The sequence below is a fragment of the Rhizobium sp. 11_C7_N12_5 genome (assembly GCF_051811145.1).
In the GTDB taxonomy this organism is placed as follows: domain Bacteria; phylum Pseudomonadota; class Alphaproteobacteria; order Rhizobiales; family Rhizobiaceae; genus Rhizobium; species Rhizobium lusitanum.
This window is the reverse complement of the sequence record NZ_JBPWPY010000001.1, coordinates 784946-801683: the sequence shown is the minus strand read 5'-3', so window position 1 is coordinate 801683 and position 16738 is coordinate 784946. Positions and strand designations below refer to the sequence as shown.

The window sequence follows — 16738 nt, the reverse complement described above, 5'->3', positions numbered from 1 at the left end:
TTGGTGTGGGTTCATGCCCTGGCGCCGATATAGGCTCTCAGGGCCTCCGGCTCATCGGTTTGAATGGCGGAGACGCCGGCATCAATCAGGCGTCCCCATATCGCGTCCGGATCCTTGAGCGCGGCGGTATCGGTAAAACCGGCGCATGAGACCGAATCGAGCGTGTTGACCCAGAGAGCGATGCCGCGCTCCTGAAAAAGCGCCGCTTGCCCGACGACCTGCTCCAGCCGGTCAAAATAGATTTCGCACAGGAACGGGCTCAGCTTGAAGAGAAGGTCGAGCTGGGAAGCCGCATCCGCTGCGTTCAGCCGCGTTTTGGCCATGAAGGGAACGCCATGTGGTTCCACCTTTTCGCGGATCCATGAAAGATCCTGATGGTTCCTCAAGTCTCCCCAGAAGTCGACCTGCTGGTCAACGCCCATCGATCGGGCGCAGGCGATGACGTCGGGGATCATCTCCCGGTGCTTGACGTCAAGATGGATGAAAATGCGATCCCGCGTCAGGTCAAAGACTTCCTTCAGGCTCGGTAGTCTTTCGCCCGTGAACTCATTCGTCGCGCCGCCATCGCGATTGCGCAATTTCAGGCTCGACAATTGCTGCAGCGTCAGCGTCTCCGGCTCGCGGTTAAGACCCGCCATTCGCTCCAGCGTGTCGTCGTGCAACAGGAAGAGCTCGCCGTCGCTGCTGCGCCGGACGTCGATTTCAACCACCTCATAGCCAGCCGATATGGCTCTTTCGATCGCCAGGAGGCTGTTCTCTGGCGCGGCGCGCCACACGCCACGATGGACGACGATCGCGCAGGATCGATCTGGATCGGCGATGTGATCGACATAGGAAGGCATAGGCGAAACCACGAACTTGTTCTCCTTCAATTCTCGAAGGCATGAGGAACTGCCGAATCGGCAGATCCCGCCTACCAAGCCTCTTCAACCACACCATTGCTGATATGAGATGACGGGAGATTCGCGGAAATGCGGAAGCATTCTAGTCGTCGTTGATGCCCACCTCCGGCTGGGAGTTCTTATCGACCGAAACGACCACGGACATCCCAGGCGCCAGTTGGTCCGCCAAGGGTTGCCCCTGATCGATCTTGACTCTGACGCCGATGCGCTGGGCGACCTTGGTGAAATTGCCGGTGGCATTGTCCGGCTTGATGACGGCGAATTCAGACCCAGCCGCCGGCGAGAAGCGCTGGATATGGCCCTTGATCTCGCGGTGTCCGAGCGCGTCGACGGAAATCGTGACGGGCTGATCGAGCTTCATGCCGTCGAGCTGGGTCTCCTTGAAATTGGCGATCACCCAGATATCCTTCGGCACCAGGCCCATGAGCTGCGTTCCGGCCGTCACATATTGGCCGAGGCGCACGCCGATCTCGCCGACGCGGCCGTCCTGCGGCGCAACAATGGTCGCATTCTGAAGATCGATATCAGCGAGCTGCACGGCGGCTTCCGCGCCGCTGACACCGGCCTCCAGCGAGGCGCGGTTGACGATGATCGTCGTCAGGTTCTGTTGCGATACGTCAAGGGCCGCCTTCGCCTGGTTGACGGCTGCTTGCGCCTGCTGCAGCGTCGCCTGCGCCTGCTCGGAATCGCTTGTCGTGGACACGCCCTTGGCCACCAGCGTCGTCACGCGCTCCCAGGCGAGCTGGGCGCGCTTCAGCGCGGCGTTGGCGCTATCGATCTGCGCCTGGCTGGAGACGATGCCGGCCTTGGCGGCCTGCTCCTGCTGTTGCGAATTGGCGAGCGCCGCCTTCTGCCCGTCAAGCGTCGCGTGCGCCTCCGCCACCTTCTGCCGATAGATACGGTCATCGATCTTGGTGAGAACGTCGCCCTGCTTGACGAGCTTGTAGTCCTTGATCGGCACGTCGGTGATATAGCCGCTGACCTGCGGGCTGATGGTCGTGACATAGCCCTTGACATAGGCGTCGTCGGTGGTTTCGACCGAGCTTCTGAACGGCGGCAGGTGCCAGGCATAGAGCACCAGCATAACGCCGCCGATGCCGGCAAGAACCGCAATGACTTCGATTGGAGAGCGAACGAGCCTCGACATGGAGCTATTTCATATCCTCAAGGGTTGGATGCCATGGCCTGCGGCCGATCTTCAGCGAGCCGAGTTTTGACGAAGCGGAAGAATACATGCAGCGAAAGTCCGGCAAGCGAGACAAAGGCGATCACTGCCGCAACAAGAAAAGCATCACCATAGGCGAGCATGTTGGCCTCACGGCTCACCTGCGCGCCAAGCAGCGCCAGCCCCTCTCCCTTGAGGATCGCACTGTCGCCGATCACCTTGCCGTAAGATGATGAAAGCTGGCTGACGCGTTCGGCCACATGCGGATCGGTCAGCAGCACGCGCTCGGTCAACACGGCGGAGTGAAATTTCTCGCGAATGATGATCAGCGTGCCGTAGAACGCCGAACCGATCAGACCGCCGACGCTTTGCGTGAAGGTGAAAATGACGAAGAAGGTCACCAGATAGGCCGGCCCCTTCGATAGAGCCGCCTTGAAGCCCACCGACATGGATGGCGGCAGGAAAAGTGCTGCGCCGGCGGCCACCATCGCCTGACTGAGATACATTTGTTCCGGCCGCGTCAGGTTGGTCACCTGCGAATCGATGAGGGAACCGACCCCCATCAGAGCAAGCGCGACGAACTGGATCTGCCAGCTTAACCCATAGGTCATCAAGACAGCGCAGATGAGCCCGCCGATGACCGAAAATGCCAGGATGATCCAGTACAGCATGGAGAGCTGGTCGTAGAGCAGCCCGACAGCATTCTGATAGAATGTCACGACGACCGAAGTCTGCTCGGCGGCAATCAGGCGAAATACCAGCAGGATGCCGGTCAGGTGCAGCATCTCCGGCCGCAACAGCCAGCGAACATCGATGAGCGGTGTCGATCTTCTTAGATCGACGACGACAGCAGCGGTCAGCGAAGCAATGCCGATCGCCAGCACGATACCGAGCCAAGGCACCTCCAGCCACCAGTAGAGGCGACCGACCGACAGAACCACCGCCAGACAGCCGAAACCGATGGCAACCAGCAGGTAGCTGAAAATATCGCCGAGAACGATGACCTTGACGCGCGGCGGCGGCGTCAGCGGCAGCAGATAGATGATCGGCATGACAAGCAGCGCCAGAGCCATTTCGAGAGTATAGAGGCCACGCCATTCGCCATAGTCGAGAAGCGAGGGCGACACGAGGCGAGTGATCGGCGCCGCCAGCAGCGTGTTCGTCATCGCCAGACTGACGCCAACGGTCATCTTCTTGGCCGGCTCGAACGCTTCCAGCATGTAGAGGAAGCCGAGCGTCGACAGTGGCGCGCCGGCGATGCCGCTCAAGAAACGGACGACAATCGCCGAATGCAGATCGGAAACGAAGAGATTGAGCAGCGAAGCAACGATGAAACCGAGAATGCTGACCTCGGCGAAATTACGGACCCCGTATTGCAGCCGGATCTTCACCAGCGCGATGGCGAGACTGACGTTCGGCGCCATGTAGGCGGCCGAAAGCCATGCCGATTCTGTGGTCGTGGCGGCGATGGTTCCCTGGATCTGGGTCAGATTGGCGAAGGCGAGGTTGAGGCCTAGGCCCTGCGTCAGGAAGAACATGACGGATGCCGCTATATAGAGCGGCACTTTCCAGCCCGGCATGGGCGGTGGAGCGGCAGGGACGGCGTTGGCTTCCACTTTGGGGACCGGGCCTGGCTCGCCGCTCATACATTACCTCATGACTTGCCCACATTCTGAAGATTGGCCGTCATGGCGCGGATAACTTTAAGCGCCATGCCGATATCCTCGTCCGAAATCCCTTCCAAAATATCCGCGCGCACACCGGTGGCAAGAGCCTCGACCTCGGCAGCGACGACTTTTCCGGATTCCGTCATGAATATCTGCTTGGCGCGACGATCTGATGGTACGGCGCGGCGCTCGATGAAACCTTGTCCCTCCATGGCATCGAGGATGCGCACGAGCGTTGGCGTCTCGAGCTCAAGTTCGTCGGCGAGCTCCCGCTGATTGATCCCGTCACGACGCGAGAGCCTATGGAAAACCCTTGCCCGAGCGAGCGTCATTCCATGTTCACGCACCAGCGCATCGAATGCCGCTCTCAACTTACGATTGAAAGAGGAAACTTCATCGAAAAGCTCACGTCTTGATGGCGCACCGGACATTTATTGCAACTTTATATTATTAGCAGCCTACCCTATTCAGGCAATAACCGGATTTTCTTATCTTTTCAAGCATCATAGCCGCACAAGTTGATGCGCCGGGCGAAATACCCGGTTAAAATCACCTATGGATAACTTGCATAAGTGATTCGTGTGTCGGGCCTTGCGTTGCAAAGTGGCGACAAGGGATTTTTTATACGGCCGAAACTTGTCCCTGTGGACGAGTGGAACAATGTTGATAGCGGGGCCTGATTTGCCCTCGTTCACCAAAGCGACGTATTTGCACGGTTGACCATGACAACGCTTCATCGCAAACCATTCGATACTCCAAAGTACGAAGAGATGGAAAATGAACGAAGCTGCGCGCAAGCTCGCCGCCATTGCTCCCGCCGAACAGCACTATCGCGAAGCCCCTAACAATATCGAGGCGGAGCAGGCTCTTCTCGGCGCCATCCTCGTCAACAACGATGCCTATTATCGCGTCTCGGATTTTCTGAAGCCCATCCACCTCTACGAGCCGCTGCACCGGAAGATCTTCGAAGTCGCCGGCGACATCATTCGCATGGGCAAGACCGCCAACCCGGTGACCATCAAGAGCTTCGTGCCCGCGGAGGAGAAGGTAGGCGACATGACGGTCGCGCAATATCTCGCGCGCCTCGCCGTCGAAGCCGTGTCGATCATCAATGCCGAGGATTACGGCCGTGCCATCTACGACCTGGCGCTGCGCCGGGCGTTGATCACCATCGGCGAGGACATGGTCAACATCGCCTACGACGCGCCGCTGGACATGCCGCCGCAGACGCAGATCGAGGATACCGAGCGCCGGTTGTTCGAGCTCGCCGAAAACGGTCGCTACGACGGCGGCTTCCAGGCCTTCAACGACGCCGTGGCGCTGGCAATCGACATGGCGGCCGTGGCCAAGGAGCGCGACGGCGGCCTGTCCGGCATTTCCACGGGCATTCACTCACTCGACAGCAAGATGGGCGGCCTGCAGCGGTCCGACTTGATCATCCTCGCCGGCCGTCCCGGTATGGGCAAGACGTCGCTCGCCACCAATATCGCCTACAATATCGCCGCCTCCTTCGAAGGCGAGGTGCAACCGGACGGCTCCACCAAGGCGAAGAATGGCGGTGTCGTCGGCTTCTATTCGCTGGAAATGTCGTCGGAACAGCTCGCCACCCGTATCATTTCCGAGCAGACGGAAGTCTCCTCGTCGAAGATCCGCCGCGGCGATATCAACGATGCGGATTTCGAGAAGCTCGTGGCATGCTCGATGATGATGCAGAAGGTGCCGCTCTTCATCGATCAGACCGGCGGTATCTCCATCGCCCAGCTTGCCGCTCGCGCCCGCCGGCTGAAGCGCCAGCGCGGCCTCGACGTACTGGTCGTCGACTACATCCAGCTCATGACCGGCTCCAAGAAGTCGGGGGAAAACCGCGTCCAGGAAATCACCGAAATCACCACGGGCCTGAAGGCGCTAGGCAAGGAACTCAACGTTCCGATCATCGCGCTATCCCAGCTCTCGCGTGCCGTCGAAAGCCGTGACGATAAGCGGCCGCAGCTTTCGGACCTTCGCGAATCCGGCTCGATCGAGCAGGACGCCGACGTGGTGCTCTTCGTCTTCCGCGAGGAATATTACGTGAAGAACCAGGAGCCCCGCGATCCGGCCGATCCGAAATATGCCGAATGGGAAGCCCTGTTCGACCGCGTGAAGGGGACGGCCGACGTCATCATCGCCAAGCAGCGTCACGGCCCCACAGGCACGGTGAAGCTCGCCTTCCAGTCGGAATTCACGCGCTTCGCCGATCTCGCCGATTCCTCCTTCCTTCAATATGAAGAGCACTGACAAAGGCGGTAGGCGGCACGTATATGTGCCGCAGCACTTTTTCTTTTCATCGATGATCACTATCCTGGCCGGAGCCAAATCATCTCCGGCCATTTTTTTCGTTAAGGCGGCTCCATGACAGACAATTTCGATGACTATGACGCTTTCGCTTCCGCCGGCCTGCGGCTGACGGTGGATCTCGGCGCGCTTGTCGAAAACTGGCGCGAGATGGCCCGCCGCTCGGGCAGCGCCCGCACCGCTGCCGTCGTCAAGGCGGATGCCTATGGGCTCGGGATCGAGGATATCGGCGAAACCCTCTATTCGGCCGGCGCCCGTGATTTCTTCGTCGCGACCGCTGATGAAGGCGCAACGCTCCGACTCTACGCGCCCGAGGCGCGCATCTTCGTGCTTTGCGGCATCTGGCCGGGGATGGAGCGGATATTCTTCGAGAACGATCTCGTACCCATCATCGCGTCGGAGGAGCAACTGACCTTCTGGATGTCGGTGCTTTCGGACTATGGCGACTATCCTTGCGCGCTGCAGGTCGACACCGGCTTCAACCGGCTCGGCCTACCGATGGAGGATGCACTGGCACTCGCCGACGACGTCTCGCGGCCTGCGAGCTTCTCGCCGGTGCTTGTCATGAGCCATCTTGCCTGTGGCGACGATCCGTCGAATGCGATGAACCGGCAGCAGCTGGACGCCTTCCGCAAGGTCAGCGCGGCCTTCGAGGGGATAGAGGCGAGCCTTGCCAATTCGGCCGGCATATTTCTCGGGCCGGAGTATCATTTCGATCTTACCCGCCCCGGTATCGCCACTTATGGCGCCGAGGCCGTTCCCGGCATGGCCAATCCGATGCGGCCGGTGGCGACGGCAGAAGCCCGGATCATCCAGACACGCTCCGTCAGGGCCGGCGAAACGGTGAGCTACGGCCGCGCGCTTCAGCTGACGCGCGATAGCCGGCTGGCGATCGTCTCGGCCGGCTATGCCGATGGTTACATGCGCAGCCAGTCAAGCGCCGGTGTGCCGCTGCGCCAGGCGGGCGTTGCCGGCGGCCAGGGCTTCATTGCCGGGCACAAGGTGCCCGTTGCCGGCCGCATCACCATGGACCTCACCATCTTCGACGTGACCGACCTGCCGGACCATCTGGTTCGCGCTGGCGACTATATCGAGCTATTCGGCAGCAATATCCCGGTTGATGATGCGGCCAGAGCCGCCGGCACGATCGGCTACGAGATGCTGACGAGCATGGGGCTGCGGCACGAGCGGCGCTATATCTCGGAAGAGACCGAGGCATAGCCCTATCTTCTTGTTTCTCGCATTACGGACGGAAAACCGCTGCGCACTTTCCTGGAAATGCTCTAACGCGCGCTAATCGCCAGGCGCACGCCAAGAGCGACGAACAGCGCGCCCAATCCACGATCGAGCCACAGCCCGACGCTGCGATTGCGCCGCAGCGCCTCAGTGAGCCGACCGCCGAGAAGGATGAGCGGCGGCTCGATGAACGCAGCCACGACGATGATCAGGCTGCCATGCAGCAGGAGCTGCGCCCAGACCGGGCCGGCGCCCTCGACGACGAACTGCGGCAGGAAGGCGAGAAAGAAGATCGCGACCTTGGGGTTGAGCAGCGAAACCAGAATGCCCTGCCGGTAGATGCGGCCCGAGGACAGTGTCTTGCCGTCGTCCTTGATCCATGCGGCTTCACCCTTGGAGCGCAATGCCTGTATGCCAAGCCAGATCAGATAGGCAGCCCCGATCCACTTTATCGTCGAGAAGGCGAGCGCCGAGGCGGCCAGGATCGCCGACAGTCCCGCTGCCGCCATCAGCACATGCAGGCACGCGCCGCTCCATATGCCGAACAAAGCGGCGAAACCGGAGCGCATGCCGCTTCTGATCGTGTGACCGAGAATGAAGGCGATATCCGGCCCCGGCGAGAGGTTGAGCAGCGTCGCGGCGGTCAGAAAAGCGATCCAGTGCGCAAGCGAATAGTCAAACATCGGTCATCATCCATAAAAACCCAGCATAAAGGCTGACACGATCGGCGTTGATACGGAAATCATTAGTTTTGATGGGCCGCGAAAGACATTATCTGTCAGCCGATCGCGATTCGCTTCGAAGAGCGGAGCATTTGAACTTTGAGACCAGCATCCGATGGCTAAGGGCCGTACACAATTCATCTGCCAGAACTGCGGCACGATCCACAATCGCTGGGCGGGCAAATGCGATAGCTGCGGCGCATGGAATACCATCGTCGAGGAAGATCCGATGGGCGGGATCGGCGGCGGTCCGACAAAGACGCCCAGGAAAGGGCGCCCGGTGACGCTGACCTCGCTTTCCGGCGAGATCGAGGAAGCACCGCGCATCTTCACGGGCATTTCAGAGCTCGACCGTGCCACAGGCGGCGGTTTCGTGCGCGGCTCGGCCGTCCTCGTCGGCGGCGATCCCGGCATCGGCAAGTCGACGCTGCTGATGCAGGCCGCGGCGGCGCTCGCCCGCCAGGGGCACAAGGTCGTCTACGTCTCGGGCGAAGAGGCCGTGGCGCAGGTTCGCCTTCGCGCGCAGCGGCTGCAAGCGGCCGATACCGACGTGATGCTGGCGGCGGAGACCAACGTCGAAGATATCCTGGCGACGCTGGCCGAGGGCAAACGGCCGGATCTCGTCATTATCGATTCCATTCAGACGCTGTGGAGCGAGCTTGCCGAATCCGCTCCCGGGACCGTCACGCAGGTGCGCACCGGCGTGCAGGCGATGATCCGCTTCGCCAAGCAGACGGGTGCTGCCATGGTGCTTGTCGGCCATGTCACAAAGGACGGCCAGATCGCCGGCCCGCGCGTCGTCGAGCACATGGTCGACGCCGTCCTTTATTTCGAGGGCGATCGCGGCCATCACTATCGCATCCTGCGCACAGTCAAGAATCGCTTCGGCCCGACCGACGAGATCGGCGTTTTCGAAATGTCCGACATGGGCCTGCGCGATGTGGCGAACCCGTCCGAGCTTTTCCTCGGTGAACGTAATTCGAAATCGCCGGGAGCCGCCGTCTTTGCCGGCATGGAGGGCACGCGGCCGATCCTGGTCGAAGTACAGGCGCTGGTCGCCGCAACATCGCTCGGCACACCGCGGCGCGCCGTGGTCGGCTGGGATTCGGCGCGGCTGTCGATGATTCTCGCGGTGCTGGAGGCGCATTGCGGCGTTCGGCTCGGCCAGCACGATGTTTATCTCAATGTCGCCGGCGGTTACCGCATTTCTGAGCCGGCTGCCGACCTTGCCGTCGCCTCTGCACTGGTTTCCTCTCTGGCTGGTCTTGCCCTTCCCGCAGATTGCGTCTATTTCGGCGAAGTCAGCCTGTCGGGCGCCGTCCGGCCGGTTGCGCACACCGCCCAGCGTCTCAAGGAAGCCGAGAAGCTGGGATTTTCTACGGCCCTCCTGCCTGCCGCTTCCGCCGACCTGCCGAAGGTCAACGGCGGACGCTGGAGTGAGGTTGAAAGCCTGCCGGACCTGGTGGCGCGCATAGCCGGATCGAAAGGTGCGCTTAAGCGTGCGGAAGATGAAGACTGAGCCTTACTTCAGCCGTCCTTGACGTAGAAGAGGCTCATACTGAGGCCGATGCCCGCCAACATGGCGTGGCAAGTCTTGAAGTGGATTATACATGCCCATTACGATTTTCGACGGTATTGTTATCGGCGTTCTTCTGTTCTCCGCCGTTCTGGCCATGGTCCGCGGGTTTTCCCGCGAAATTCTTTCGATCGTAAGCTGGGGTGGCTCGGCCGTCGCCGCTTACTATCTCTATCCCCTGCTCGTTCCCTATGCGCTGCAATACAAGGCCGACACCAAGATCGCGACGATCGCTTCGGCCGGCGTCATCTTCCTGCTGGCGCTGATCATCATTTCCTTCATCACCATCCGGATCGCCGATTTCATCATCGACAGCCGCATCGGCGCACTCGACCGGACACTCGGCTTTCTGTTCGGGGCGGCTCGCGGCCTGCTGCTGATGGTTGTCGTGGTGGCCTTCTGGAACTGGCTCGTGGCACCCGCCGCCCGTCCGGACTGGGTCAACAACGCCAAGTCGAAGCCCTTCCTCGATTCGATGGTTGAGAAGCTGAAGTCGGCACTTCCTGACAACATCCAGGCGATGCTGCCGCCCGAGATCATCAACAAGATCGCACCCAATCAGCAACAGCAGACGCAGCCCCAGCAGGGCGGCGACAACGGTGCGACGAACGATACCGCGCCGCCCGACGATGCACCGGCGCCACAGACAAACAATTGACAATGCGTTTACAGGCTTGACCCGCCGCGTGATAATCGCCATGTGAGCGGCATGAAACTGGAAGATCCGGCCCGATGTATTTTCTGGCCGGATTTTCAGCTATTGTAGTATCCAGTCGTGACGCCGCCCGATCCGCCCACGTTGAGAGCAAAGGCCCGCAGCCATGAACCATTCCCTTTCCATCGAGAATGATATCGACGGCGACACGCTGCACGAGGAATGCGGCGTATTCGGCATTCTGGGACACCCCGACGCGGCAACGCTGACGGCGCTCGGCCTGCATGCCCTGCAACATCGCGGCCAGGAAGCCGCCGGCATCGTCTCCTTCGACGGCCAGCGCTTTCATTCGGAGCGGCGGATGGGTCTCGTCGGCGATCACTATACCGATCCTGCCACGCTTGCCCGCCTGCCCGGCGACCGCTCGATGGGCCATGTGCGTTACTCGACGACGGGCGAAACCATCCTTCGCAACGTGCAGCCGCTGTTCGCCGAGCTGGAAGTCGGCGGCATCGCGATTGCTCACAACGGCAATTTCACCAACGGCCTGACCATGCGCCGGCAGTTGATCGCCGACGGTGCGATCTTTCAGGCTACGTCAGACACCGAAGTCGTCCTCCATCTCATTGCCCGCTCCAAGCAGGCCTCCTCCTCCGACCGCTTCATCGATGCGATCCGCCAGATGGAAGGCGGCTATTCGATGCTCGCCATGACGCGCACCAAATTGATCGCGGCGCGCGACCCGATCGGCATCCGGCCGCTTGTTATGGGCGAGCTCGACGGCAAGCCGATCTTCTGTTCGGAAACCTGTGCCCTCGACATCATCGGCGCCAAATACGTCCGCGACATCGAAAACGGCGAAGTCGTCATCTGCGAGATCCAGCCGGATGGCTCGATCACCATCGATGCACGCAAGCCGGAAGTTTCCAAGCCCGAGCGACTCTGCCTGTTCGAATATGTCTACTTTGCCCGTCCCGATTCCGTGGTCGGCGGCCGCAACGTCTATGTCACCCGCCGGAACATGGGCATCAACCTTGCCAGGGAGGCCCCCGTCGAGGCCGATGTCGTCGTTCCCGTGCCGGATGGCGGCACGCCGGCGGCTATCGGGTACGCGCAGGAAAGCGGCATCCCCTTCGAGCTCGGCATCATCCGCAACCACTATGTCGGCCGCACCTTCATCGAGCCGACACAGCAGATCCGCGCTTTCGGCGTCAAGCTCAAGCACTCCGCCAATCGCGCCATCATCGAGGGCAAGCGCGTCATTCTCGTGGATGATTCCATCGTGCGCGGCACGACCTCGGTCAAGATCGTGCAGATGATCCGCGAGGCTGGCGCCCGCGAAGTGCATATCCGCGTCGCCAGCCCGATGATCTTTTATCCGGACTTCTACGGCATCGATACGCCGGACGCTGAAAAGCTGCTTGCCAACCAGTATGGCAGCCTGAAGGCCATGTGCGATTTCATCGGCGCCGATTCCCTTGAATTCCTGTCGATTGATGGACTCTACAGATCCGTCGGCGGCGAGCCGCGCGACAATGCGCAGCCGCAGTTCACCGATCACTATTTCACCGGTGACTATCCGACGCGCCTGCTCGACCGGGAAAGCACAAGCAACGTGCGCAAGCTCTCCATGCTTGCCAGCAACGGCTGACCCCCGGTAACGGCTGACAAGGGGCGTTTCTTGCCCCTTTCCTCCCCATAGCATTCGGATCAAGACAGCATGAGCGTCAACCTCAAGGACAAGATCGCCCTCGTTACCGGCGCGTCGCGCGGTATCGGCTATTTTACGGCACTGGAACTCGCCAAGGCTGGCGCGCATGTGATCGCCTGCGCCCGCACGGTCGGCGGACTTGAGGAGCTGGACGACGCCATCAAGGCCGCCGGTGGGTCTGCGACGCTCGTGCCTTTCGACCTCGCCGACATGAACGCCATCGATGCGCTCGGCGGGTCGATCTTCGAACGCTGGGGCAAGCTCGATATCCTCGTCGCCAATGCCGGGGTGCTCGGCGTGATCTCGCCGATCGGCCATATCGAGGCGAAAGTCTTCGAGAAGGTGATGACCGTCAACGTCACAGCCACCTGGCGGCTGATCCGCTCCGTCGAACCGCTGCTGATGCGCTCCGATGCGGGACGCGCCGTTATCCTGTCGTCGGCCGCCGCCCATCGCTGCAGGCCGTTCTGGGGCGCCTATTCCGCATCCAAGGCTGCTGTCGAGGCACTGGCGCGGACCTGGGCCGGCGAAACCCAGAGCACGCCGCTGCGCATCACCAGCGTCGATCCGGGCGCGACCCGCACCGCTATGCGCGCCCAGGCCATGCCCGGCGAAGATCCGGATACGCTGCCGCATCCCCGCGACGTCGCCAAGGCGATCTTGCCGCTTACCGCAGCCGATGTCATCGAAACCGGCAAGCTCTTCGTCGTGCGCGAGAACAAGCTCGTCGACTACCGGATGCCGGAGTAAAAAAGAACTTCTCCCCGTACGGGAGAGGCTCCCTCCCCACTTGACCAAATTCATCCGGCGCGCGATAAAGCCTGCCATGAAAACGGTTATCTGCATTATCTGCCGGAAAATTATTCACTAGCGTTTCGCTGGTCTGGCCGTTTTCGTCTCCCAAAATCCAAGATGACAAACGTTCCGGCCGGCCGGTGACGATTTTTTTCGGATCTATGCCTTTGGGAGAGTGAAATGGGCGCCGCGCCGCAACTGAAATTCTACAACACGCTGACACGCGAAAAAGTCGATTTCCAGCCGATCGACCGCGAGAACGTCCGCATGTATGTCTGCGGCCCCACGGTCTATGACTTCGCCCATATCGGCAATGCCCGCCCCGCCATCGTCTTCGATGTGCTGTTCCGGCTGCTGCGGCAGGTTTATGGCGAGAGCCACGTGACCTACGTGCGCAACATCACCGATGTTGACGACAAGATCAACGCACGGGCGCTACGCGACCATCCCGGCCTGCCGCTCAACGAGGCGATCCGCCTGGTGACGGAAAAGACCGAGACGCAGTATTTTCAGGATACGACCGCGCTCGGCTGCCTGGAGCCGACCGTGCAGCCGCGGGCGACTGACAACATCGCCCAGATGATCGATATCATCGAGAAGCTGATTGCAAGAGGCCACGCCTATCAGGCGGCCGGCGAAGTGCTGTTCGACACCAAGTCGATGGCCGATTACGGTCAGCTTTCGAAGCGCAATCTAGATGAGCAGCAGGCGGGTGCCCGCATCGCTGTCGACGAACACAAGAAAAGCCCCGGCGATTTCGTGCTGTGGAAGCTCTCCGACGCGAACGAGCCCGGCTGGGAAAGCCCCTGGGGCCGTGGCCGTCCGGGCTGGCACATCGAGTGCTCGGCCATGAGCGGGCGCTATCTTGGCGATGTCTTCGACATTCATGGCGGCGGGCTGGATCTGATCTTCCCGCATCACGAGAACGAAATTGCCCAGTCGCGTTGCGCGCACGGCACGCATACGATGGCGAACGTCTGGATGCATAACGGCTTCCTGCAGGTCGAAGGCCGCAAGATGTCGAAATCGGAAGGCAACTTCGTCACCATCCATGAGCTGTTGCAGACGGAAAAACTCGGCGGCCGGACCTGGCCGGGCGAAGTGCTGAGGCTCGCCATGCTGATGACGCATTACCGAGAGCCGATCGACTTTTCCGTCAAACGTCTGGAGGAAGCCGAGCGGCTGATCGCCAAATGGCCGGCAGCGGATGCCAGCGGTACAGCACCTGATGCGACGGTTCTCGCCGCCCTTGCCGACGACCTCAACACCGTCGTCGCCATTCAGGCGCTGCATGCTTTGGCCCAGGCCGCCAATGCCGATGCGAGCCTCCTGCCTGTCTTTGCAGCGAGCGCCGCCCTTCTCGGCCTGCTACCGAAGAAGGCGGAAGTCGATGAAGCCGTCGCTTCCGAGATCGATGCCAAGGTGCGGCAGCGGTTGGAACTGCTGAAGGCGAAGAATTTCGCCGAAGCGGATAGGATCCGTGACGACCTTCTGGCAAGGGGCATCCAGCTGAAGGATGGCAAGGATCCGGCAACGGGCGAGCGCATCACGACTTGGGAGGTCAAGCGGTGAGTGCAACCTACACAGGTGGCTGCCAATGCGGTGCGGTTCGCTTCCGGGTGCGGGGCGAACTGAAGGATGCGTCGATCTGTCATTGCCGCATGTGTCAGAAAGCCTTCGGCGCCTATTACGCACCGCTGGTCTCGACGCGCGGCGCGGAGCTGACTTGGACACGCGGGGAACGGAAAACGTTCCAGTCTTCCAACTACGTCAAGCGCGGTTTCTGCGGGGACTGCGGCACACCGCTGACTTATGAGGCGCCGGATGGTGTGGCGGTGGCGGCAGGCGCCTTCGACGATCCCTCGCAGCTGCCGCCCGTCGTGCAATACGGAACGGAAGCCAAGATCGATTTCGTCGACCGGCTGCATCTGCTGCCGGGCCATCGGACGGAAGAAGACGCAGAGCAGGCGCCCTTCGTGCTGGAGCTTGTGTCGTACCAGCACCCGGACCACGATACGGCAGCATGGCCAGCGGAGACCGGTCAATGACGATGACTGCGGGATATAGCGGTGGATGCCAATGCGGCGCGGTTCGCTATCGCACCGCCGGCGCGCTCGGCTATCCGCATCTCTGCCATTGCCGCATGTGCCAGAAATCATCGGGCAACTACGCCCTCCCGCTTGGCAGCGCCCAACGCGCCGATTTCGAGCTGACGCGCGGCGAACCTTCATGGTTTCATTCGTCCGATCTCGTGCGCCGTGGCTTTTGCGGCGCCTGCGGCACGCCATTGTTCTATGATATTCCGGGTACGGCTTTCATCAATGTCACGCTTGGCTCGCTGGATGAGCCGATGGCGGTCCAGCCTGTCGCGCAATCGAACCTTGCGGCAAAGATGCCCTGGTTCCATGCGCTGGATGTGCTGCCGATGGAACCGGATGAAGATGGCTCCGATCGCGCTTCGTCGATCCGGCTATCCAACCACCAACACCCCGATCACGATACCTCAACCTGGCCCCAGGAGAAGCGCCATGACTGAAGTCACCAGAAGCGGAGGATGCCAATGCGGCGCGGTGCGGTTTCGCATTCGCGGAGAGCTCGGTCGCCCGTCGATCTGCCATTGCCGCATGTGCCAGAAGCAGTTCGGCAGCTTCTTTTCCGCTCTTGTCACGGCACCGAACGATGGTCTTGAATGGACGCGTGGCGAGCCGACCTATTTCCAATCTTCCGTCAACATCGATCGCGGCTTCTGCAGGAATTGCGGCACGCCGATGACCTATCGCCATCCTGGTGGCCTGGAGATTGCCATCGGCGCCTTCGACGAGCGCGATGATCTCGCGCCGCAGATCCAGGTGAACCATGCCTCGCGCCTGCCCTGGGTAGAGACCATCTTCGAAAAGCCCGTGCTCCAGGATCCTGATTTCTATGCCCAGCAGGAGCGGATCATTTCCTTCCAGCATCCCGATCACGATACGGACGTCTGGCCGGCCGGGGGACTGAAAATATGACGGAGATCCTGCGGACGTTCTATCCGGAAATCGAACCCTATGCCTCCGGCCATCTCGATGTCGGCGATGGGCATGTCATCTACTGGGAGCGTGTGGGAACGCCCGGCGCCAAGCCGGCGGTCTTTCTGCATGGCGGTCCGGGCGGCGGCATCTCGCCGAGCCATCGCCGCGTGTTCGATCCGGCGCTTTACGACGTGACCCTGTTCGACCAGCGAGGCTGCGGACGGTCGACGCCGCATGCCGGCCTCGAAGCCAACACGACCTGGCATCTGGTTGATGATATCGAGCGGCTTCGCGAAATGGCCGGCGTGGAGAAATGGCTTGTTTTCGGCGGTTCCTGGGGCTCGACGCTGGCGCTCGCCTATTCAGAAACGCATCCGGAACGCGTTTCGGAACTGGTCGTGCGCGGCATCTACACCCTGACGAGAGCCGAGCTCGACTGGTATTATCAGTTCGGGGTCTCGGAGATGTTTCCGGACAAGTGGGAGCGCTTCGTGGCGCCGATCCCGCCGGACGAGCGCCATGAGATGATGGCGGCCTACCACCGCCTGCTGACGCATCCCGATAAGGCAGCCCGCCTGGAGGCCGCCAAGGCATGGTCGATCTGGGAAGGCGAAACGATCACGCTGCTGCCGGAACCGTCCGTCAGCGTGCAGTTCGAGGACGCGGAATATGCGCATGCATTCGCGCGCATCGAGAACCACTTCTTCGTCAATGCCGGCTGGCTGGAAGAAGGTCAGCTCCTGCGCGATGCGCACAAACTGAAAGACATTCCCGGCGTCATCGTTCATGGCCGTTACGACATGCCCTGCCCGGCGAGATATGCCTGGGCGCTGCACAAGGCCTGGCCGAAGGCGGAGTTTCATCTGATCGAGGGCGCGGGCCATGCCTCTTCCGAGCCGGGTATCCTGGATCAGTTGATCCGTGCGACGGACAAGTTTGCCGGGAAAGTGTAATGCCGAGTAAGCCCCCT

Annotated in this window: 16 protein-coding genes; 11 read left to right on the top strand and 5 right to left on the bottom strand. The window is 61.2% G+C overall.

All coding sequences use genetic code 11. The annotated features are described in order from the left end of the window. Positions 1 to 11: 11 nt before the first annotated feature. From AB8B29_RS03880 to AB8B29_RS03865, 4 genes are all read right to left on the bottom strand, one after another. A complete protein-coding gene (locus AB8B29_RS03880; RefSeq protein WP_439006159.1) occupies positions 12 to 854 on the bottom strand; it encodes a glycerophosphodiester phosphodiesterase family protein in 843 nt (280 codons plus the stop codon). Positions 855 to 984: 130 nt separating this feature from the next. Continuing rightward, the gene (locus AB8B29_RS03875; RefSeq protein WP_047639173.1) at positions 985 to 2049 is read right to left on the bottom strand and encodes an HlyD family secretion protein; all 1065 of its coding nucleotides are present in this window, start codon (positions 2047 to 2049) and stop codon (positions 985 to 987) included. Positions 2050 to 2066: 17 nt separating this feature from the next. Next, a complete protein-coding gene (locus AB8B29_RS03870; RefSeq protein WP_047552863.1) occupies positions 2067 to 3713 on the bottom strand; it encodes an MFS transporter in 1647 nt (548 codons plus the stop codon). A gap of 8 nt (positions 3714 to 3721) precedes the next feature. Beyond that, positions 3722 to 4165, bottom strand: coding sequence for a MarR family winged helix-turn-helix transcriptional regulator (locus tag AB8B29_RS03865; protein WP_037193953.1), 444 nt, complete (start codon positions 4163 to 4165; stop codon positions 3722 to 3724). Positions 4166 to 4511: 346 nt separating this feature from the next. Between AB8B29_RS03865 and AB8B29_RS03860 the strand changes: the two genes are divergently transcribed. Both AB8B29_RS03860 and alr read left to right on the top strand, forming a co-directional pair. Beyond that, entirely contained in the window at positions 4512 to 6008 is a 1497-nt protein-coding gene (locus tag AB8B29_RS03860) for a replicative DNA helicase (protein ID WP_037193951.1), read from the top strand. A gap of 114 nt (positions 6009 to 6122) precedes the next feature. Then, positions 6123 to 7286 (top strand): alanine racemase, encoded by a 1164-nt coding sequence (alr, locus tag AB8B29_RS03855; protein WP_037193949.1) that lies wholly within the window; start codon positions 6123 to 6125, stop codon positions 7284 to 7286. A 62-nt stretch (positions 7287 to 7348) separates the two neighbouring features. Here the strand turns inward: alr and AB8B29_RS03850 are convergent, their stop codons facing one another. Next, complete coding sequence (locus tag AB8B29_RS03850; RefSeq protein ID WP_113118311.1) at positions 7349 to 7984, bottom strand: LysE family translocator; 636 nt, start codon at positions 7982 to 7984, stop codon at positions 7349 to 7351. Between the two features lie 154 nt (positions 7985 to 8138). Between AB8B29_RS03850 and radA the strand changes: the two genes are divergently transcribed. From radA to pip, 9 genes are all read left to right on the top strand, one after another. Further along, positions 8139 to 9542 carry a DNA repair protein RadA gene (gene radA, locus AB8B29_RS03845; RefSeq protein WP_037193945.1) on the top strand — a complete coding sequence of 468 codons (1404 nt, stop codon included), beginning with the start codon at positions 8139 to 8141 and terminating at the stop codon, positions 9540 to 9542. A 91-nt stretch (positions 9543 to 9633) separates the two neighbouring features. Then, on the top strand, positions 9634 to 10257 hold the full coding sequence (locus AB8B29_RS03840) for a CvpA family protein (RefSeq protein ID WP_037193943.1): 624 nt from the start codon (positions 9634 to 9636) through the stop codon (positions 10255 to 10257). A 163-nt stretch (positions 10258 to 10420) separates the two neighbouring features. Beyond that, a complete protein-coding gene (purF, locus tag AB8B29_RS03835; RefSeq protein WP_092572818.1) occupies positions 10421 to 11905 on the top strand; it encodes an amidophosphoribosyltransferase in 1485 nt (494 codons plus the stop codon). Positions 11906 to 11974: 69 nt separating this feature from the next. Continuing rightward, on the top strand, positions 11975 to 12715 hold the full coding sequence (locus AB8B29_RS03830) for an SDR family NAD(P)-dependent oxidoreductase (RefSeq protein ID WP_037193938.1): 741 nt from the start codon (positions 11975 to 11977) through the stop codon (positions 12713 to 12715). 225 nt (positions 12716 to 12940) lie between these two features. Then, entirely contained in the window at positions 12941 to 14332 is a 1392-nt protein-coding gene (cysS, locus tag AB8B29_RS03825) for a cysteine--tRNA ligase (RefSeq protein ID WP_113118312.1), read from the top strand. Then, on the top strand, positions 14329 to 14808 hold the full coding sequence (locus tag AB8B29_RS03820; protein ID WP_047552847.1) for a GFA family protein: 480 nt from the start codon (positions 14329 to 14331) through the stop codon (positions 14806 to 14808). Before cysS ends, AB8B29_RS03820 begins: the two co-directional genes overlap by 4 nt. Next, positions 14805 to 15296 carry a GFA family protein gene (locus AB8B29_RS03815; RefSeq protein ID WP_113118313.1) on the top strand — a complete coding sequence of 164 codons (492 nt, stop codon included), beginning with the start codon at positions 14805 to 14807 and terminating at the stop codon, positions 15294 to 15296. Before AB8B29_RS03820 ends, AB8B29_RS03815 begins: the two co-directional genes overlap by 4 nt. Beyond that, positions 15289 to 15765, top strand: coding sequence for a GFA family protein (locus AB8B29_RS03810; protein ID WP_037193930.1), 477 nt, complete (start codon positions 15289 to 15291; stop codon positions 15763 to 15765). Before AB8B29_RS03815 ends, AB8B29_RS03810 begins: the two co-directional genes overlap by 8 nt. Continuing rightward, positions 15762 to 16721 (top strand): prolyl aminopeptidase, encoded by a 960-nt coding sequence (gene pip, locus AB8B29_RS03805; protein ID WP_047552841.1) that lies wholly within the window; start codon positions 15762 to 15764, stop codon positions 16719 to 16721. Before AB8B29_RS03810 ends, pip begins: the two co-directional genes overlap by 4 nt. Positions 16722 to 16738 lie beyond the last annotated feature (17 nt).